This is a genomic window from Bradyrhizobium sp. OAE829 (assembly GCF_040546575.1).
GTDB lineage: Bacteria > Pseudomonadota > Alphaproteobacteria > Rhizobiales > Xanthobacteraceae > Bradyrhizobium.
Map to the genome: position 1 here is coordinate 3,896,810 of NZ_JBEPOE010000001.1, position 18,723 is coordinate 3,915,532.

Here is an 18,723-nt window from a genome sequence, read left to right on the forward strand (position 1 = left end):
AAAACGCCCTTCCCAGGGATGTTTGTGAGAGGTCTGGACCGGTTCGGTCTCAGGCCACGATCGCAGCCATCAGCGGCTTGGTCCCGACGATGTTCATGACTCGTGTTAGATTGTAGGCAAGGACCGAGAGAGCCATCTCGGCAGCTACTTTTGGAAGCGTTTTGGTGAGGAAGTGTGTCGCTCCCATGCGTGCTTTCATGGTGCCGAACGGATGCTCGACCGTCTCGCGACGCACGCGCATGGCGTGTGGGTTTGCATCAAGGCGCTGCTGCACAGCTTCGAGCAGATGCTCATGATCCCATCGAGGAATCCGCCGCTCTGGCCCTGTCGTGCACTGCGATTTAAGCGAACAATCTTGACAGGCTGTGGTCCAGTAGCGCCGTAGCCGCTTGCCGTCTTCCTCGCTCGTAAAGCGATATGGTAGTTGCTCCCCGGCTGGACAGCGATAGGCGTCCTCCTCTGGCAAATAGACAAAGTCCTGCTTGCCGAAGCGGCCATCTGACTTGGCACCCGACGTCTGCGGCTTGGGCAGAGTTACCGTGATGCCGGCCTGGTGACACGCGAGGATCTCCAGGCTGCTGAAGTAGCCGCGATCGGCAACGGCCTCAAGCGTCTCGGTCTGGAGAACAGCCTTGGCCTGCTTGGCCATATTGGCCAGTTGAGCCCGATCTGAGCCGCTGTTCGTTACCTCATGCGTCACAATCAGATGGTGCTCGGTATCCACGGCGACCTGCACGTTGTAGCCGACGACGCCGGAACCACGCCCGCTCGTCGCCATCGAACGGCTGTCGGGATCAGTCAGAGAGATTTGCTGGTCGGGCGAAGCAAGCATCTGCTTCTCGTAGACGGCAAGCTTGCCCATTTCTTCCTTCAGCTTCGTCAGTTTCTCGGTAAGCCTCGTCACCTTCCCGGTCAGTGCCTCCGTCGGCTCTTGCCGGTCGGCCGTGTCAAGTTGGCTCAGATAGCGCGCGACGCTCTCCTCCAGCTGGGCACGCTGCCGTTCTACCTTCGCCCGTGTGAAGTTCTTGTCCCGGTTGTTCACGGCCTTGAACTTGCTGCCATCGATGGCGGCGCTCGCCGTCGCGAGAAGACCCATCTCACGGCAGAGTTCGACGAAACGCGCACATACCCTGCGCAGTGCCAAGCCATTGTCTTTGCGGAAGTCTGCGATCGTCTTGTGATCAGGTGCGAGCCGACCCAGCAGCCACATGACCTCGACGTTGCGTCCAGCCTCTCGTTCAAGTCGCCGGCTCGACTGCACTTGGTTCAGATAGCCGTAGATGTAAAGCTTGAGCAGAACCGAGGGATGGTACGATGGCCGACCAGTCGCCGCCGGCTCTACCCCCTCAAAGTTCATCTCAGCCAAATCGAGCGCATCGACAAACACGTCGATCACGCGAACAGGGTTGCTATCGTCAATGAAGTCATCGAGGCATTCGGGCAATAGCGTCCACTGCCCTCGATCCGCCTGCTTAACGAAGCGCCTCATCAGCTTCTCCCGCAGAATCACGAGAGAATCATAGCAAAGCAGTGGCGTTTTCACACAGCCAGGGTCATGTGTGGACGACGCCCGCATTGCAAGAGGAATCTGACGTTCGGCTTGCGGTCGGGTGCAAGTCATGTGTCCGGCCTGTTTGCGCGGCACCATGACCGCTGGCCCTGATGTAGTCCGCGGATCGGGTCCCAATCAATCGCACGGGCTTTTGACGCCCATGACCCAGAAGCGGGTTTTCCCAATCGACGGCTCGACCGTTTCGCATCACGCCATCATCACCCTCGCAATTCGATTGTCCCGCTCCGCCGTCGCCTCACGCTCCCGTTGCCAAGCCTCTTCAGACCTGCAATTCCAGAGCAGCGAGTTGATCGACAATAGCCTGCAGTGCCTGTTTCATCGCTGATGGAAGAGCTTCGCGGTTCATCTCGGCCGCGATGATAGCGCTAAGTTGCGCGAGGCCTTCGCGTCCCTTCTCTGCAATGAGGCCGAACTCGGCAAGGTGAGCTCGGAGCGCATTGATCAGCTGCGTGCGCTGACGGATCAAGAGATCCCGCGTTCGATGCAACATGAGTAAGGCTTGCTGATCGGTCGACTTGATTGGTACGAACCGCATCGATGGGCGTGTCACGGCCTCACATATCGCAGCCGCGTCAGCAGCATCGCTTTTCGACCGTTTGACGTAGCCCTTCACATAGCTCGGCGGCATCAGACGAACGGTGTGGCCGAGCTTGGAGATTTCACGTGCCCAATGATGACAGGTTCCGCAGGCCTCTATACCGACCAGGCAACCGGGAAGCTTGCTAAAGAAGTCCAAGACCTGCTTGCGCCGCAACTGACGGGTGATGACAACCTTGCCCACCACGCCGTGAACTTGGAATACGTTCTTAGCGAGATCAACGCCGATGGTGTTAACATGCATGTGGACGACCCTCCGGTGATTCGTTGTTCAACGATCACCCCTTTGGCACATTCGATGCCGGGAGCGGGCGTCGTCCACCACATCAATCGCGTCACTTTGGCCGTTGGCCGACTACATCCGGTCTCTCCCTGTGAACGGACATCGACAGGGCCGATGCCATGTCTCAAAGGTGCCAGATTCGGAAGTGGGTTGAACCTTCTCTTAGTTTCGATGACGCACATGAGTGGGGGCGGAACGGAGGTCCCATCATGAGTAGGATGGCACTGGTCATTGCATTCGTGCTGGCGTTGATCGGACCAGCATCGGCACAGAAGGCAGAGATTGAGGCGGCAAACGCGAAATATACAGAATTCTACAACAAGGGCGATTTCGCCGCACCACGGCGACTTCCAGTTTACCCCGGTGAACGGACGTCGTCAGGATAGGCGGGCATGTCTCAAAGGTGCCATAGGCGGACGCCGCCAGCCGACGAGGCAAGGGCGCTCCGGCCGGAGCTATTGTACGACCCATTAGCCGTGCCCGACCGCTTGCATCAGGCCGCGCGCACTACAGGACGAGCGCGTTATTGCGACTTCCTCGGATCATCCTTCGGGTTGACGTAGTTGAGGCCCCACGGTCCGGAGGTGTTGATTTGCACGACGGTATCTTCGTCAAAGAAGACATAGTGCGCCATGCCTGGAGAAAGCGCGAAGAAGCTGCTGACGGGCAACTGCTGAGCCTTACCGTAATCCGCAGTCTCTCCCATTCCCAGACGGACCGTCCCCGAGATCACCGTGACGATTTCCGGCCTCGGATGCGTATGTGGAGGAATGTGATAACCCTTCGCTCCCTTGAGCCGCATGGCAAACTCGCCTTCCTTACTCGGGTCACCGTACAGCACAGCAAGTTCTGCGCCGGGCGGAAGCGAGGCGGGCGCAGGTACCCATTTGATGTCTTGCGGCGAGACGATCTTGTGCGCATCGGCCGTTTGGGCCGTGCGTGCAGAAGCGGCACTCGCGAGCACAACGATTGCAATGAGCAGGCTCTGCGATACGATTTTCATTGCGAACCTCCCGTGTAGCCGAGCTATTACCCCAGCCGAGCTGGGAAGCTCAGTCGCCTCATTTTAGCGCCCGCCCCCGCCGACGTACAAGGTAAAACGACCTGGCTGCATGTTTTCCGGTTGGCCTCACCAAATCCGAAAATGTCGTATCGGGTCTCATTTGCATCGGTTTGGCCGGCTACCGATGACTTCCGCTCCATCCGCTGAAGTTTCCAACCGAGCCCCAGACCGAGCAGCTGTTGGAGTTGGCCAAACCTATCGGCAGCCTGACTCAAATTAGGAAGGTAGCCTGGGAGAGTGTGTCCGCTGATTCAGCTGATTCGCAGCATGTACCAGGCTTGTCGTCTACTGGGTCCGCTTGCGCACGTCAGTGGAAACGGTCTCGTGTGCCCGCACCGGGATGCAGGTCGTAAATACGAGCGCAAACCGGCTGCACTGCCAGTCAGCGCCGAGCGCGGCGGTGGCGGGTGATGTCAGGTTGACCGACAGTAATGCCGCTACGCAGGAAAACATCACGTACGCCGCGATCAGCACCGCTCTCTTGTGGGTCCTTGGGTGGGAAGTCATGGCCTTGGCTCCTGTACGATGGCCGGATAAGGGGCAGGCTCCAGAGTCTCTAATTCACTCCTGACCCACATTTTTCGCTGGTGATCCGAAGGCATGCGCGATTGCTGGCACTGGATCAGCGCCGCAGCCGGACTCGCGCACCGGAGCAAACAGCATCTTTGTTCGATTGCGCCGTCGGCACGGGCGAGCAGTAGGCAGAGCGTCAACGCCGAGCGCCTTGGCTGTCTTGAGATTGATGACCAGCTCAAACTTGGTTGGCTGCACGACGGGCAGGTCGGTGGGCTTCGCGTGCGGCTGCTGGCTCGGTTTGATCTTGATCAAGTTCAGCAGCTTCGCGGCCACGATCATCACCAGGACGCCACCAACACTGAGCGCGATCTGCATCGTCAGCCCCTCCGAGATGTCGAGCAGGGCCAGTAGACTGGCAAGCGTCAGCAGAACGCCGAGGCAGTAGATTGGCAGCGAGTTCTGGCCACAGAGGATGGCGCCGCGCATCACCGCCGTCGTCAGTCCTCGCCAATTGCGGGGCACGCACGATACCACCAAAACCGCAAGCGCCAAAAAATGCAGCACTCGCAATGGATCGAGATTCGATTTGTCCGTCGAGTACACTAGCTTCAATATCGCGGGCGGGACCAGCGCTTCCAGCGGTTTGGTGCCCCAGCTCAAAACAACGAGGAGGCCGATCACCAGATAGAGAACGGCAGCCACAAGCGCGGTGCGTGAGGTCACCCACGGCCGGAATCTCTTGCCCTCGATGATCCACCACGCGCCAAGCACAAACGGCAGCTGCCAGGCCAGCGGATTGAAGTACCAGTGGTTGCTCGGCCATGCCGGGATGGACCAGCCGAAGATGTGCACCAGTGCGTAAAGCAACAGCGACGCGCCGAGCGTTGCGTTCGGCACCCGCAGCAGCATCCACAGCAGTGGTGCGAAAAAAAGGTGATAAAGCACGAAGAGCGGCAAGACGTCGGTGTTGACGGGGCGGTATTGCAGGATCGCCGCGTGTGCGAGCGTCACTCCGGGCTGTTCCAACAGGACGCGCGTATTGCTCGCGTCGGCAAGGCGGCTACTGCCTGCGAGGTGAACCATGACGGCGCAGGCGAGCGTGAGCAGCAGAAATGCGACATAGATATCCCAGCTTCGCCACAGCGTCCGGCCGATCAAGCCGGTCCAGCCCCCGCACCCCCGTGCCTTGCCGTAGGCGAGTGCGCAGGTCAGTCCCGAGATGAACATGAACACTTCCGCGGCATCGCTGAAGCCGTAGTTGCGCAGCGTCAACCAGCTCCCGATGTTGTTGGGGACATGGTCAAGAAAGATCCACCAGAGCGCGATGCCGCGGCAGGCATCAATACGCAGATCGCGGCCGTAGTCTTCCAGTTCCGGCAGCGCGCCTACTGATGGCTTCAGGGTGGCAGTTCGATCATGCATCTGATTGCCCGTCCTGCGTGCGAGCACGCTTCAAGAGGTTCCGGTCTGGATAAAAGCCGCCGCACGGCCGGATCGTACTGACGCCGCAGGCTGGAGCTGCTTCACGCCGAACCCAGTTACGAAAGTTGCGATAACGATCATATGGCGGCGCTTGGTAGAACCTCCGGGCGCCGTCTGTTGACGATCATCATTCAGCGGCACAGCGCGTCAATCAGCCAGAGGCCCACACAGAGAGGTTCCTAGGTCCTAGGATCAAAGTACCGTACTGATCCTCGGCATCGATTTGGACATCGTCAGACACATTATGGACATTTCACCATGGATGGCCCATAGCCGAAGGAGGCTCTGAGCCCGGCGACCCTCGTGGTTCGCACCCGGCGTCCTACCGGTAATTTCAATTTCAGCATACAGCGGCATTCGGCTTCTACCTTGAGTGCCTGACGGCCTGGGACGGAGGACGGTTTCGGAGCCAGTCTTCTTCCTCGCCAGAGACCCGAAGGCGGGTGTATGATTTTTTCAATGTATCTCCGTGCAATGGGAAACGGAGAGCTTTTCATGAAAGTTCTTATTGTCGATGATCATGCATTAATTCGCGACGCCTTGCAGGCTGTCCTAAAGCAACTGAAGCGAGAAGCCGCCATATTTGAAGCTTCGAACGGCGATCAAGCAATGCACATCGTCGAGGAGAATCCCGACATCAACCTAATTTTGCTTGATATCAATTTACCTGATCGAGATGGGTTCTCTGTCCTCCGCGAACTCCGTGACCGCTATGCGACCATTGCTATCATCATGCTCTCGTCCTCGGATGATCAAGACACTGTCAGGCGCGCTTTCAAACTTGGCGCTCTGGGTTTCATCACGAAAACTACCGAACGTGAGGTCATGCTCAACGCTATCGAGTTGGTGTTCTCCGGCGGCATTTACATTCCCTCGGAGATCCTTGAGGAAACAACGGCTCCGCGGCTTACAAGCAAGCCAGCGACGCGCGACTCTCCTAAGGGTCTCGGGTTGACCGATCGGCAGATTGAAGTGCTTGCGCTCCTGATGAAGGGAAAAAACAACAAAACCATTGCCAAGACCCTCAATATGGCAGTGCCGACAGTGAAGAACCACATCACGGTCGTTCTCAAGGCGCTCAGCGTAACGAGCCGTACCGAGGCAGTAATAAAGGTAGGAAAAATGGGCTGGGAATTGTCGCCAAAATCCGAGTCATGACGCTGCCCCGGTGTCTCTCCTATCGTCATGATCCCTAAAAAACTCGTGCATCACAGCGCGAAGCCGCATTGGGTCGACAGGCTTGTGCAGCAAAACGTATCCTCGATCCTTGGCGTCACGTAACGGTTCAGGTGCCGTATCGCCGCTGACGAGGATGGCTGGAATCGATGAGCCAAACGCCGCATTGATTTGTTCAATAACTCGGATCCCGGTCTTTCCGCTCGCAAGGTGGTAATCCGAGATTATAAGATCGGGGCGTTGTTGGCGCTCTGCAAGTCGGGTAAGTGCAGCCTCGTCGGATCCGGCGGTAAGGACGGAGTATCCCCATTTGCCGAGCAATCCGCCCGTTACCTCCAGCACAATTGGAGCATCGGCAATAACAAGAATTGTCTTGCCTTCGACCGCAAAGGCCGCAGGATGAGGTGAATCGACGGGCGCTTCGGACGTGACGCATTCATCGGCCATCGGAACCAGGATTGCGAATCGCGAACCTCGGCCCACAGTCGAAGCCAAGTCGACTTGATGGTTGAGAAGTACGCAAAGCCTGTCGACAATAGCCAAGCCGAGCCCCAAGCCGCCATACCGGTTTCGTTCTGGGGCGGGAAGTTGAACAAACTCGCCAAATATATTCTGCTTCTGATCCTCAGGAATGCCGGGGCCGGTATCCCATACCTCAATACGCAACATTGCATCGCGCCGACGAGATCCGACGATGATCCCGCCCCGCAATGTATATCGCACAGCATTGGATACCAGATTGAGCAGTATGCGTTCGAGCAGCATGGCGTCGCTCCGCACCCAGGCGTCACTTCGCCTAACGCGTAGACGCAAGCCTTTTTCTCGCGTTGCCTGATCAAACGCCATCTCGATTTTCTGCAACAGGCGCCCGATCGGGAATTCGGTAATCTTTGATGTAAGGATCCCAGCATCGAGCCTGGAAATATCCAGGAGCGAATTGAACATTTCATCCATTTCTTTTCGCGTTGCATCGATCTGCTCGATCGTCTTTGTCCTTTCCCCCGATTTGAGCGGCATGCGCAGCTGTGCAACGAACAGGCCCAGTGCATGTAGCGGTTGCCGCAAATCATGGCTTGCCATGGCAAAAAAGCGCGATTTTGCGGCATTGGCGAGCTCCAGCTGTCGCGTACGCTCTGCAACCTTCTGTTCGAGCTCGATCTGCGCGCGGCGCAGACGCTCCTCCGCTTTCTTGCGCACCTCGACGTCTGCGCTTAATAACAAGCTTGGAACGGTAATACTGATCAAGAACATCAATACCAGCAGGAATGAAACGTTGAGATCCGCGGTCGTGAAGGGGCCGCCGCCCGTGAACGTCCCCCAAATCGTGATGCCCGCAAGCACCAGCGCAACTGTTGCGGTGTCACGTGGACCGCGGCGCAACGCCGCCCACAACATTGGCAGGATCGCCAGAAAACCCAGCGGATCTCGGCTCGGCGTTTGCTCGATCAGGGGGCTGAACGCAATGAGTCCAACAGCCGCCGCTGTTACGAGGACGCCGACCGTCTCCAAGAAATCATTGCGGTTGAAGGCATGGGAGTGGCCTGACGCCCAAAGCACGATAACGGGGGCAATGACCAGCGCGCCGGTCACGTCTCCCAGCCACCATGTGACCCAGGCGTTCGCGAAATTCGCTTGTTCGATGTACCCGGCGGTCGCCAGGCTGGTCAGTCCAATGGTGGCGCTGATCGGTGTCGCGATCACGATGCAAATCAGAGCAAACTTCGCGACAGAATCTGGCCTCGAAAACGTACTATATCCGCTCGACCATCGATTGATCAGATAAGCGCCAACAACTGCCTCAAGGGAGTTACCTGTCGCAATCGCAATCGCGGTGGCAACCGAACCGGCGGTCGTCGCATTGGCGATCACTGCCGCCGCGAAAATTGCGGGCCAGGTCCGATATCCCCACAACAGCACCGCCGCCAGCGCGACACCCGTTGGCGGCCAAATTGGCGTTGCATTGGGATGAATAGAGGCGAGAGCAAGGCCGCCTTTCGCCAGGGCAAAATAGATCAGTCCAATTGCGGCCAGACCGCCGGCATAGCTAATGCCTCGGCGATAATCTATCTTTGGCGTTAGTGATCGAGGATCGGACATCGTCGGCGCCTGGATTAGGCAATTGGATCGTCCACCACGATGATCTTCTGATCTCCCTGAAGATCAAAGATCTCTACTTTTACGTTTACCCAGCGATTGGTCGGCTCCCCTACGTTCAACCGGTGCAACAATGCAAAATCGACAAGATTCGCGAATTGATCACCGCACATTGATGACGGACGACGGAGGCGCGTGCGATGGAACGAACAGCTTGCCGAGCTGGCTTCGTCTCCACGAACCGCATGGTTTGCCGGACAAGCCCACACATTGGCTCAGCTCGCCACATTGCTTTGCGAGGAATTCGCGCCGGAGCTTTTAGAGGACGCATCGTACGACGAAGACACGCGCTGGGAAAGGCCGGGATCTTGACGTCAGTCAACGCCTTGAGATCTCCTCTACTGGCCCGAACATGCGGTACATGGAAACAAAGGGATTTGAGCAGCAACGCACTTGAATAATCGACTCGCGAGAGGGTGGCTATACGTGCCACCTTGGCCGGCCAATATATCACGCTCGACTAAGGTCGCGATGTAGCTGTTGTTGCCCCCGACAGCAGATCGCCTTCCCAATGGCTAGGCGCCCAACCTTAACCTCGGTCGCTGATGAACGATACGCGCACACGCAAGCTTATAACTGATCCACACGTTGGTTTGTCCCACAAGATGGGGCGTGGATGCGGCATAACCCGAAGGTTATACCCCTTCTGCACCCATTTACTGGGAACTCTCGTCAGTCCAACTTCCGTTAATTACGCAATAGATTAGCTTGACCGATTTTGTTGGATTACCACACGCGTGCGGAAACGCCGCTTAGATGTCGTGGTTTGCGCGATTTCAGCGTCAGTGTCTTCCCGTTGCTTCTCCACTCGCAATTGCGGCCGTTGCAGCACATTGAGGGAGCATAGCATGCAGAAGCGTTTCATCATTCGTTCACCGGTGCTTCTCTCCTCGACTGACCACCCAAGCAGGGTGGTAGGGGCGAACGCGGAGTAGAGACGAGCTCCCGTTACGTCCCATTTCCTTTCCATAGGCTGCCAGATACTGACGCACCCTCGCGGCTGCGGACGGATCGCGGCAGCAGGCATATGGAATTTCAGAAGCCAAAATCTCACCACGTAATTTTGCAGGAGAGTTCTCATGGCACTTTCCGTCACTCTTACCGGCACGACCGTTACTCTCGACGAAACCACTGGCTTGCAGAATGACGATACCAACACCGCCCTGCCGAGCGCGTTTTCAACTCGGCTGACGGCACTGGGCGCCAGCCCGGCCACCGCGATTAACCAAGCGGCCAGCACCGGCAACGTCTTCTCCATCGGCGGCGTCACGGGCGCGGTCGGCAACATCTCCTTCACAGATGCGAACGGCGGAGCGCTCGACGGTGACTCGAGCGGTCTCTTCACCAACGACGGCGAAGCGATCCTTCTGTTCACGGACACCGCGAATGACAACATCGTGCTCGGCAAGACTGCGGCTGGCGCCATCGCCTTCGCGGTCTATCTCGAGGAGACCGGGAGCCCGGTCAGCGGCGGCAAGTTCTGGAGCATTCAATACGAGGCATTGCAGCATCCTAACGCCACCAACCCCGATGACTCCATTGACCTGGGCAGCAATCTCAAGGTCGCGGTCAGCGAGCAGATCAACTTCGGCTTTGCCGGAGCACCCTCCGGCAGCAACCTGTTCATGACCTTCGGCGATCCGACCTCTACCCAGATCGTAGTGATCGGACGTGACCCGCTCAATCAATCCCAGGGCGGAAACATCACGACCAAGGACGTGCTCAATATCAGCCAGGCCGGCAGCACCACCTCGTTCGGTGTCAACGGCAACCAGATCAACCCCACCGAGGGGGCGTTCATCACCTACGTCACCGGCGCGAATACAAACTTCCTGGTGCCAAATCTGGACCAGAACGAGGCCGACGTCGAAGCCAACATCGCCTTCCAGAACGTCGTCAATGCGAACGTGGCGTCCTTCACCGTCAACCAGACCAATCCGGGCGTCGGGCCCGTCACCGTCAAGATATCGGCATTCAACACCGCCGCGGAACCGGGTGTGAATTTCGTCGACGGGCTCACCAACGACACGCACATCAACATCACGTCGTTCGCGCTCACCGACTTCGTCGTCAAGACAGGCAGTACGCAATTTACTCCGCAAGCCTCGATCGACGCCGACGGCAACTTGATAATCACCGGCCTGAGCACCGGCGACAAGGTGCAGTGGACGACGAGCGGAACCCACAACCGCGTCCTGATCGAAAACATTAGCAACGCGGATGGCGTCTCCGGCAACGACAACAACACCTTCGATATTGGCGGCTTCGGCATTTCCACACCCAACGCGGCGAGCGCCGTGGTGGGCACGGCCGTTCACTTCGAGGACGACGGACCGACGGCAGGGATTGCGCAGGGTGCGGCGACGGTCGCGCATGACGAGACCGCAGGTAACCAGGCGGATGCCGACGACACGACCGCCGCAGGCGTGGTGGCGCTGTTCACCGGCGTCACCAATGTCAGCAGCGACCTCAGCCCCACCGGGTATGCCCAGGATGCGACCCCTGTCGTTAGCTCGACCGGAAGCGCATTCGGCGCGGACCAGGAGGGCGGAACGACGGCGTTCTCGCTGGCGGTGTCCGCCGCCGGGGTTGATTCCGGCCTAGACACGACCGGCGGCACCAGCATCTTCCTGTTCAAGGAAGGCGACCTGGTGATCGGCCGCATCGGCTCAGCCGCTGGGGCGGCGGCGTTCGCCGTAGCGATCAACGGCACGAGCGGGGTCGTCAGCGTGGCGCAATATGCCTCGCTGAAGCACCCGGGCACTGCCAATCCTGATGACTCGGTGTCGATCACCGACAGCGCATTGCTGGCGGTGGTGACGGTCACCGACGGCGACGGCGACACAGCGACGAGCTCGACCGGCATCGGCGATGCCGTGCAGTTCCAGGATGACGGACCGACGGCAGGGATTGCGCAGGGTGCGGCGACGGTGGCGCATGACGAGACCGCAGGTAACCAGGCGGATGCCGACGACACGACCGCCGCGGCGGTGGTAGCGCTGTTCACCGGCGTCACCAATCTCAGCAGCGACCTCAGCCCCACCGGTTATGCCCAGGATGCGACCCCTGTCGTTAGCTCGACCGGAAGCGCGTTCGGCGCGGACCAGGAGGGCGGAACGACGGCGTTCTCGCTGGCGGTGTCCGCCGCCGGGGTGGATTCCGGCCTCGACACGACCGGCGGCACCAGCATCTTCCTTTTCAAGGAAGGCGACCTGGTGATCGGCCGCATCGGCTCAGCCGCTGGGGCGGCGGCGTTCGCCGTCGCGATCAACAGCACGAGCGGGGTCGTCAGTGTGGCGCAATACGCCTCGCTGAAGCACCCGGACGCGACCAATCCCGATGAATCGATATCGATCACCGACAGCGCATTGCTAGCGGTGGTGACCGTCACCGATGGCGACGGCGACACGGCGACGAGTTCGACCGGCATCGGCGATGCCGTGCAGTTCCAGGATGATGCGCCGGCCATCGGGCCCGTCGCCGATAGTCAGATGGACTTCTCGGCTGGCAGCACCGCGACCAAGACGCTCAGTGGGGTGGTCGGAGCGGATGACCCGGCAGCCTTTAGCATCACGAGCTCCCCAGCGACCCTGACGATATTGGACGGCACAGTCGCGCAGGTAACGCTGCTCAGGGACCTGACGAACAGCAATACTGTCGCTACCTACTTCAAGGATGTTGATGGCAGCGGTACACACAACGCCGGGGACATCGATTTCTTCAAGCTCACCTTGTCCGGTGGCAACTACACCTTCGATGTCCTCCAGAATGCTCCGTCCGCGGAGCTGAACTTCGGCTTCGCCGGAGCGCCCTCCGGCAGCAACCTGTTCATGACCTTCGGCGATCCGACCTCTACCCAGATCGTGGTGATCGGACAGGATCCGCTCAATCAATCCCAGGGCGGAAACATCACGACCAAGGACGTGCTCAATATCAGCCAGGCCGGCAGCACCACCTCGTTCGGCGTCAACGGCAACCAGATCAACCCCGACGAGGGGGCGTTCATCACCTACGTCACGGGGGCGAACACTAACTTCCTGGTGCCAAATCTGGACCAGAACGAGGCCGACGTCGAAGCCAACATCGCCTTTCAGAACGTCTTCAATGCGAACGTGGCGTCCTTCACCGTCAATCAGAGCAATCCGGGCGTCGGACCCGTCACCGTCAAGATCTCGGCCTTCAACACCGCCGCGGAACCGGGGGTGAATTTTGTCGACGGGCTCACCAACGACACGCACGTCAACATCGCGTCGTTCGCGCTCACCGACTTCGTCGTCAAGACAGGCAGTACGCAATTTACTCCGGTCGCCACGATCGACGCCGACGGCAACTTGATAATCACCGGCCTGAGCACCGGCGACAAGGTGCAGTGGACGACGAGCGGAACCCACGACCGCGTCCTGATCGAAAACATCAGCAACGCGGATGGCGTTTCCGGCAACGACAATAACACCTTCGATATCGGCGGCTTCAGTCTGGTTAAGGCACAGCCAGCACCCGACGAAAAGCTCGATTTTACCGTCCGGATCGCCGACTCCGATGGCGATACAGCCTCCAGCAATTTCTCCATCAGGATCGACGGTAACCACGATGGCGTCATCACGATCTGAACTTCCAGCTCGCCGGCTGTACGCCCTTGCGCACAGCCGGCAACTCTCATCGCACATCGGGTGGACGACGGTTGCATGAAAGTCGATGAGCTTGATTTCGCCGTCCTTCCGCGGAGTAGATCCGGTGCCTGATAGCTTTGCCGTCTGGTGCGGCCATCTCCCCCAGGCCGCAGCCACTTGGTGCCGCCAGGCCCTCGCATTTCCTGAGGAACTGGCCGCCGACCCAGTAGGTTTCTCCGTGGGTATGGGCCCGTTCGTCGCGGCTGCCCTGATGCTCATGGTACTGGTCTGGAAGTGGCGGCGAGCGCCCGCGCCCGCGACGGCCGCGCGCGAGAGCCGCCCACCGTACACGCACGGGCTGCCCTCACCGCTCGAGGCCTGCCGGGGCGTGCTGGTCGGGCTTGGCCTGATCACCGCCATGCTGAACGTGCTGTACCTGACCGGCTCGTTCTTCATGCTGGAAGTCTATGATCGTGTGGTGCCGAGCCACAGCGTGCCGACGCTTATCGGCCTGGCCGCGTTGGTCAGCGGCCTCTATTTGTTCCAGGCGTTTCTCGACGTTCTGCGTGGGCGCATTCTTGTCCGCATCGGCGAGTGGCTCGACCGCGCGTTCTCTGCCCGCGCTTACGACATCGTCGCGCGCTGGCCGCTGAAGGCGCGGGCAAGCGGCGACGGACTGCAGCCGGTGCGCGATCTCGATCAGGTGCGCAGCTATCTCTCCGGGCTCGGCCCGACCGCGCTGTTCGACCTGCCCTGGATCCCGTTCTATCTCGCGATCTGCTTCCTGTTTCATCCGCTGCTCGGGCTCACGGCGTCGATCGGCTCGCTGGTGCTCGTTTCCCTGACCCTGCTCACCGACCGGCTGACGCGTGCGCGCACGAAGGAAGCCACCAACCAGATAGCGCAGCGCAATGCCCTTGCCGAGGCCAGCCGCCGCAACGCCGAGGTATTGCAGGCCATGGGCATGCGCGGACGCCTTGCTGCGCGCTGGGCGGAGGCCAATGAAAGCTACATGACCACCCAGCGGCGCGCCGCCGATATCGCCGGCGGTTTCGGCTCTGTTTCCAAGGTGCTGCGCATGGTGCTGCAATCGGCAGTGCTCGGCGTCGGCGGCTATCTCGTTATTCAGCAGGAGGCAAGTGCCGGGATCATCATCGCGGGCGCGATCCTCACGTCCCGCGCGCTCGCTCCGGTCGAACTTGCCATCGCCCACTGGAAAAGCATGGTCGCCGCCCGGCAGAGCTGGAACCGTCTGCAGCAGCACTGGGCGCAACTTCCGGCCGAGGAGAAGAAGACGCCGCTGCCGCCACCGTGCCAGTCTCTCGCCGTCGAGGCCGTCACCGTGGCGCCGCCGGGCGAGCAGAACGTCGTGGTACAGGAGGCCTCCTTCGCGCTGAAGCCGGGACAGGGGCTCGGCATCGTCGGCCCGAGCGCGTCGGGCAAGTCGTCGCTGGTGCGCGCCATCGTCGGCGTGTGGGCGCCGGCACGCGGCAAGGTGCGGCTGGACGGCGCCGCGCTCGAACAATGGAGCTCGGAGGCGCTCGGCCGCCATATCGGCTATTTACCGCAGGACGTCGAACTATTCGCCGGCACGGTGGCGCAGAATATCGCCCGCTTCGAGCCGGAGCCCGATGCGGAGGCGATGATCGCCGCTGCGAGCGCCGCCGGTGTGAGCGAGATGGTGCTGCGACTGCCTAACGGCTACGACACACAGATCGGCGAGGGCGGCACGGCGCTCTCGGCCGGACAGCGGCAGCGCATCGCGCTCGCCCGCGCCCTTTACCGCGATCCCTTCCTGGTCGTGCTCGACGAGCCCAATTCCAATCTCGACGCCGACGGCGATCAGGCCCTGACGCAAGCCATTATGGGCGTGCGCGCGCGAGGCGGCATTATCATCGTCGTCGCGCATCGCACCAGCGTGCTTGCCGGCGTTGACCAGCTGACCGTGATGGCCGAAGGACGCGTGCAGGCGTTCGGTCCCAAGGACGCGCTGCTGGCCAAGATGATGCAGCCGCGGCCAGCACCGGTGCCGCTCAAGGTCGTGGCCGAGGGGGCGAACCCATGATGCGCGAGCCGGTGAACGTGGTCCCGCTCTCGATCCGCAAGCATTTGCGCGCTGGCCTCGCGGCGGTCATCGTTCTCACCGGCGGCGTCGGCGGCTGGGCCGCGACCACGGAACTGGCCGGCGCCGTCATTGGCTCCGGCACGCTGGTGGTCGATAGCTACACCAAGAAGGTGCAGCATCCGACCGGCGGTGTGGTCGGCGAACTGAACGTCCGCGAGGGCGCCAAGGTGAAGGCCGGCACCGTGATCGTGCGCCTCGACGAGACGGTGACGCGGGCCAACCTCCTGATCGTTGTGAAAAGCCTCGACGAGCTGGCGGCGCGCCGGGCGCGGCTCGAGGCGGAGCGCGACGATCAGGATCGTCTCGACTTTCCGGCGGACCTTGCCGCGCGCGTCGCCGATCCGGACGTCAATCGGTTGATCGTCGGCGAGCACAAGCTGTTCGAGTTGCGCCGCGCCGCGCGCGCCGGCAAGAAGGCGCAGCTCAACGAGCGCGTCGGCCAGCTTCGGGAGCAGATCCGCGGACTCGAAGAGCAGATCCAGGCGAAAGACCGCGAGACCGCCTTCATCGACCAGGAGCTTCAGGGCGTGCGCGACCTGTGGCGCAAGAACTTGGTCCAGATCACGCGCCTTACGACGCTTGAGCGCGACGGGGTGCGCGTGCATGGCGAACGGGGCGCTTTAGTCGCCGCCACCGCCGAAGCCAAGGGACGTATCACCGAAACCATGCTGCAGATCATGCAAGTCGATCAGGACCTGCGCAGCGAGGTGGGACGGGAACTCGCGGAGATTCGCGCGAAAACCTCAGAACTGGTCGAGAAACGGGTGGCCGCCGAGGACCAGCTCAGACGCATCGATATCCGCGCGCCGCAGGACGGCACAGTGCATCAGCTCGCCCTGCACACCGTCGGCGGCGTCATCAGCGCCGGCGAGCAGATCATGCTCATCGTCCCCACTCACGACGCGCTCGTGGTCGAGGTGCGTATCGCCCCCCATGAGATCGACCGCGTGTCTGTCGGTCAGCCGGTGCTGCTGCGCTTCACGGCCTTCAACCAGCGCACAACTCCGCAACTCCACGGCGAAGTGAATAACGTGTCCGCTGACGTCTCAGTTGATCAAAAGAGCGGGGCGAGCTTCTATGTGGCCCGCATCGCCGTTCCCGAGGCGGAGCTCGTTCGCCTGGGCGACTTGAAGCTGATCGCCGGCATGCCGGTCGAAGCCTTTATTCAGACGGGCCAACGCACGGTGATGTCTTACCTCCTCAAGCCGCTCTCTGATCAGCTGATGCACGCCTGGCGCCAGCGTTAGAAAAGTGCCGCAAGTCGACCTCGTGTCCTGCCGTGACCCTGTGAGAGTCGGCTGACGTGCAGTTGCTCATGTCAAAGCCCTCATGCCTGTCACATTAAGGGGTGGTGGGGGCGGCAGGCAACCGGCGGCTGCGGCTATCCTCCAGCCTTTTCGAGTTAAATCCTAGGTGAAGTCCCATTTGCTGGATCTTGTAGAGCCCCTGAACGGCCCCTGGATCGCCTCGCTCCCCAAACAGCGGGAGCGGCCCCAAGCGCGTTCACGGTGTCCTGAGATACTCTGAGGGCCTATCGCTCGGCAGCGGACCGTATCCTCCTGAAGCGCAGCCCGGGAAGCCGACATTCATGTTGGCGGCGCGCACTAATGGGATATGACCCGCGCCAGACAGCCTGTCGATAATCTCCCTAAATTATTTGAGAACGAGAACCGAATAATCCGTCTTGCGTAATTTGAAGCGACTGTCGTGAAGGTCTCGCTCAAACCATTCAGCGTAGGATTTCAATCTCTTATACGTCTTGTGGTGCATCCGCCGCGGCCGTTCAGGGAAGGGTTCGGCGAGAGATGCTACTCCACCAAGCCGAAGCCGGAGCTTGAGGGCTTGAAGATAACGGCGGCTTTTTTCACCTCGACGCTGTGACGCATAACGTAGATCGCAACATTTTCGACAGGCACAAAGCAGCCCGGCCTTGTAAAGGCTCCCCGCGCGACATGCACAGAGCGGGCATCGAAACCACGGACGCAACCCGCCGAAATTACACTGGCTCCAGATGAGGGGAATTAGCTGCCGTTGCTGATTCCTGAACTCAAGACTGACAGCCCAGCGGTCGACGGTAAGTTTATTCAGCCACATCTAAAGCATGCCGAAGGAAAGGTTCGCGTCCTCTCGGTGAACATGCGCGCCCTATGCAGTTCGTTCACGTCGATACATTCGTGCTTTTCGACCGTTCCGACCAAGGATGCACCATTTTCGGTTGGGTTACGGGTCACGTTCTGAGACCATGATCCAAAAATTCATAGAGCGCTTTGATTATTGCAACTGGATCGTCACGGTCGCATTCCCGCAACAACTGTTTGCCAATCAGCACCTCGATTTCCGTTTCGCGTAACTCAATCGTCAGGCAACGAAGCCCGTCGCGCCGCCGTTGGCGGTGGCGGCGCATGCGGTCGGCAGACGAATTGATGGTAACGGGCCCATGGTTCATGCTTGGAGTTCCCAAGCCAGTGAACGACCGGGTTCGTTCAAGCACCGTCGGAAGGTAAGGCTGCCGCCGCTGGCCGTGGCGATGGCGGCAGTGTCGGCGGTAAGGGCTAGCAGTTTTCGACCGTCGGTCAACCACAACAGTCCAGCCCGATCTAATCTTGCAATCGGTTTGACACGGTCGCAGCCGAACAGGTCGAGCGGCCCCCAGCCAAGCGCATCCGCACGTTTTGCCCAACCTTCATCAAGGAAGCGTCCGCAGTCATCTATGAAGCGCAGCCACCGCTTCGGCGAGACGTCACCGGGTGCACGGGCGGGATCAAGCCGCGCCAGCGCCTCAGCCCAGACCCGTGGAGCGCCGCCGTCATGCTCCGCGATGGCCGCCCGCTCTTCCTCGTCCTCGCCCCACGTGGCCTCCGCCGCGACGGATGACTTAACCTTAGCAGCTTTAGCGACTTTAGCTGCTGACAAGCCAGATTTGGGGCTGTCTTGGCGGAGGTGATTATCAATCGCCGAAGATTGCAGCGCATCCGGATTATCTCTCGCCGAGGTCGGGGCTGCTAAAGTTGCTAAAGTTGCTAAAGTTTCTGACGCGGAAGGCGTCGTATGCTGTGCGATCTGTTGTGCCCCGGCATGATCGGTTACGGTCTTCTCGCTTTCGAGAAAGGCTCGGGGGTCAAATTTCGCAAAACCGGCCATCGC

At 60.2% G+C, this 18,723-nt stretch carries 12 protein-coding genes and 1 pseudogene; 5 read left to right on the plus strand and 8 right to left on the minus strand.

The genetic code is table 11. The annotated features are described in order from the left end of the window. Positions 1-49: 49 nt before the first annotated feature. Together ABIE49_RS18980 and ABIE49_RS18985 are read right to left on the minus strand one after the other, a co-directional pair. Positions 50-1,489, minus strand: coding sequence for an IS1182 family transposase (locus ABIE49_RS18980; RefSeq protein ID WP_192735636.1), 1,440 nt, complete (start codon positions 1,487-1,489; stop codon positions 50-52). Between the two features lie 358 nt (positions 1,490-1,847). After that, positions 1,848-2,414 (minus strand): annotated as a pseudogene (locus ABIE49_RS18985) (IS110 family RNA-guided transposase); the annotation flags it as partial. A 248-nt stretch (positions 2,415-2,662) separates the two neighbouring features. Between ABIE49_RS18985 and ABIE49_RS18990 the strand changes: the two are divergent. Then, the gene (locus ABIE49_RS18990) at positions 2,663-2,839 is read left to right on the plus strand and encodes a hypothetical protein (protein WP_354066878.1); all 177 of its coding nucleotides are present in this window, start codon (positions 2,663-2,665) and stop codon (positions 2,837-2,839) included. 137 nt (positions 2,840-2,976) lie between these two features. On the opposite strand, the gene ABIE49_RS18995 is transcribed toward ABIE49_RS18990, so the two are convergent. The 3 genes from ABIE49_RS18995 to ABIE49_RS19005 form a co-directional block, all read right to left on the minus strand. After that, complete coding sequence (locus tag ABIE49_RS18995) at positions 2,977-3,456, minus strand: cupin domain-containing protein (RefSeq protein WP_192735637.1); 480 nt, start codon at positions 3,454-3,456, stop codon at positions 2,977-2,979. 345 nt (positions 3,457-3,801) lie between these two features. Beyond that, entirely contained in the window at positions 3,802-4,023 is a 222-nt protein-coding gene (locus ABIE49_RS19000; RefSeq protein WP_192735638.1) for a hypothetical protein, read from the minus strand. Between the two features lie 54 nt (positions 4,024-4,077). Continuing rightward, the gene (locus ABIE49_RS19005) at positions 4,078-5,454 is read right to left on the minus strand and encodes an OpgC domain-containing protein (RefSeq protein WP_192735639.1); all 1,377 of its coding nucleotides are present in this window, start codon (positions 5,452-5,454) and stop codon (positions 4,078-4,080) included. A gap of 555 nt (positions 5,455-6,009) precedes the next feature. Between ABIE49_RS19005 and ABIE49_RS19010 the strand changes: the two genes are divergently transcribed. Continuing rightward, positions 6,010-6,672 (plus strand): response regulator, encoded by a 663-nt coding sequence (locus ABIE49_RS19010; RefSeq protein ID WP_192735640.1) that lies wholly within the window; start codon positions 6,010-6,012, stop codon positions 6,670-6,672. Here ABIE49_RS19010 and ABIE49_RS19015 read toward each other — a convergent pair. Continuing rightward, complete coding sequence (locus ABIE49_RS19015; RefSeq protein WP_192735641.1) at positions 6,667-8,787, minus strand: MASE1 domain-containing protein; 2,121 nt, start codon at positions 8,785-8,787, stop codon at positions 6,667-6,669. The genes ABIE49_RS19010 and ABIE49_RS19015 overlap by 6 nt on opposite strands. 1,136 nt (positions 8,788-9,923) lie before the next feature. Here ABIE49_RS19015 and ABIE49_RS19020 point away from each other — a divergent pair. The 3 genes from ABIE49_RS19020 (at position 9,924) to ABIE49_RS19030 (ending at position 16,826) form a co-directional block, all read left to right on the plus strand. Continuing rightward, positions 9,924-13,454, plus strand: coding sequence for a DUF5801 repeats-in-toxin domain-containing protein (locus ABIE49_RS19020; RefSeq protein WP_192735642.1), 3,531 nt, complete (start codon positions 9,924-9,926; stop codon positions 13,452-13,454). A 277-nt stretch (positions 13,455-13,731) separates the two neighbouring features. Continuing rightward, complete coding sequence (locus ABIE49_RS19025; protein WP_192735739.1) at positions 13,732-15,519, plus strand: type I secretion system permease/ATPase; 1,788 nt, start codon at positions 13,732-13,734, stop codon at positions 15,517-15,519. Beyond that, positions 15,516-16,826 (plus strand): HlyD family type I secretion periplasmic adaptor subunit, encoded by a 1,311-nt coding sequence (locus ABIE49_RS19030; protein WP_192735643.1) that lies wholly within the window; start codon positions 15,516-15,518, stop codon positions 16,824-16,826. Before ABIE49_RS19025 ends, ABIE49_RS19030 begins: the two co-directional genes overlap by 4 nt. 980 nt (positions 16,827-17,806) lie before the next feature. Here ABIE49_RS19030 and ABIE49_RS19035 read toward each other — a convergent pair. Together ABIE49_RS19035 and ABIE49_RS19040 are read right to left on the minus strand one after the other, a co-directional pair. Then, positions 17,807-18,025 (minus strand): hypothetical protein, encoded by a 219-nt coding sequence (locus ABIE49_RS19035; RefSeq protein ID WP_192735644.1) that lies wholly within the window; start codon positions 18,023-18,025, stop codon positions 17,807-17,809. Next, positions 18,022-18,720, minus strand: coding sequence for a hypothetical protein (locus tag ABIE49_RS19040; RefSeq protein ID WP_192735645.1), 699 nt, complete (start codon positions 18,718-18,720; stop codon positions 18,022-18,024). Before ABIE49_RS19040 ends, ABIE49_RS19035 begins: the two co-directional genes overlap by 4 nt. Positions 18,721-18,723: the final 3 nt, after the last annotated feature.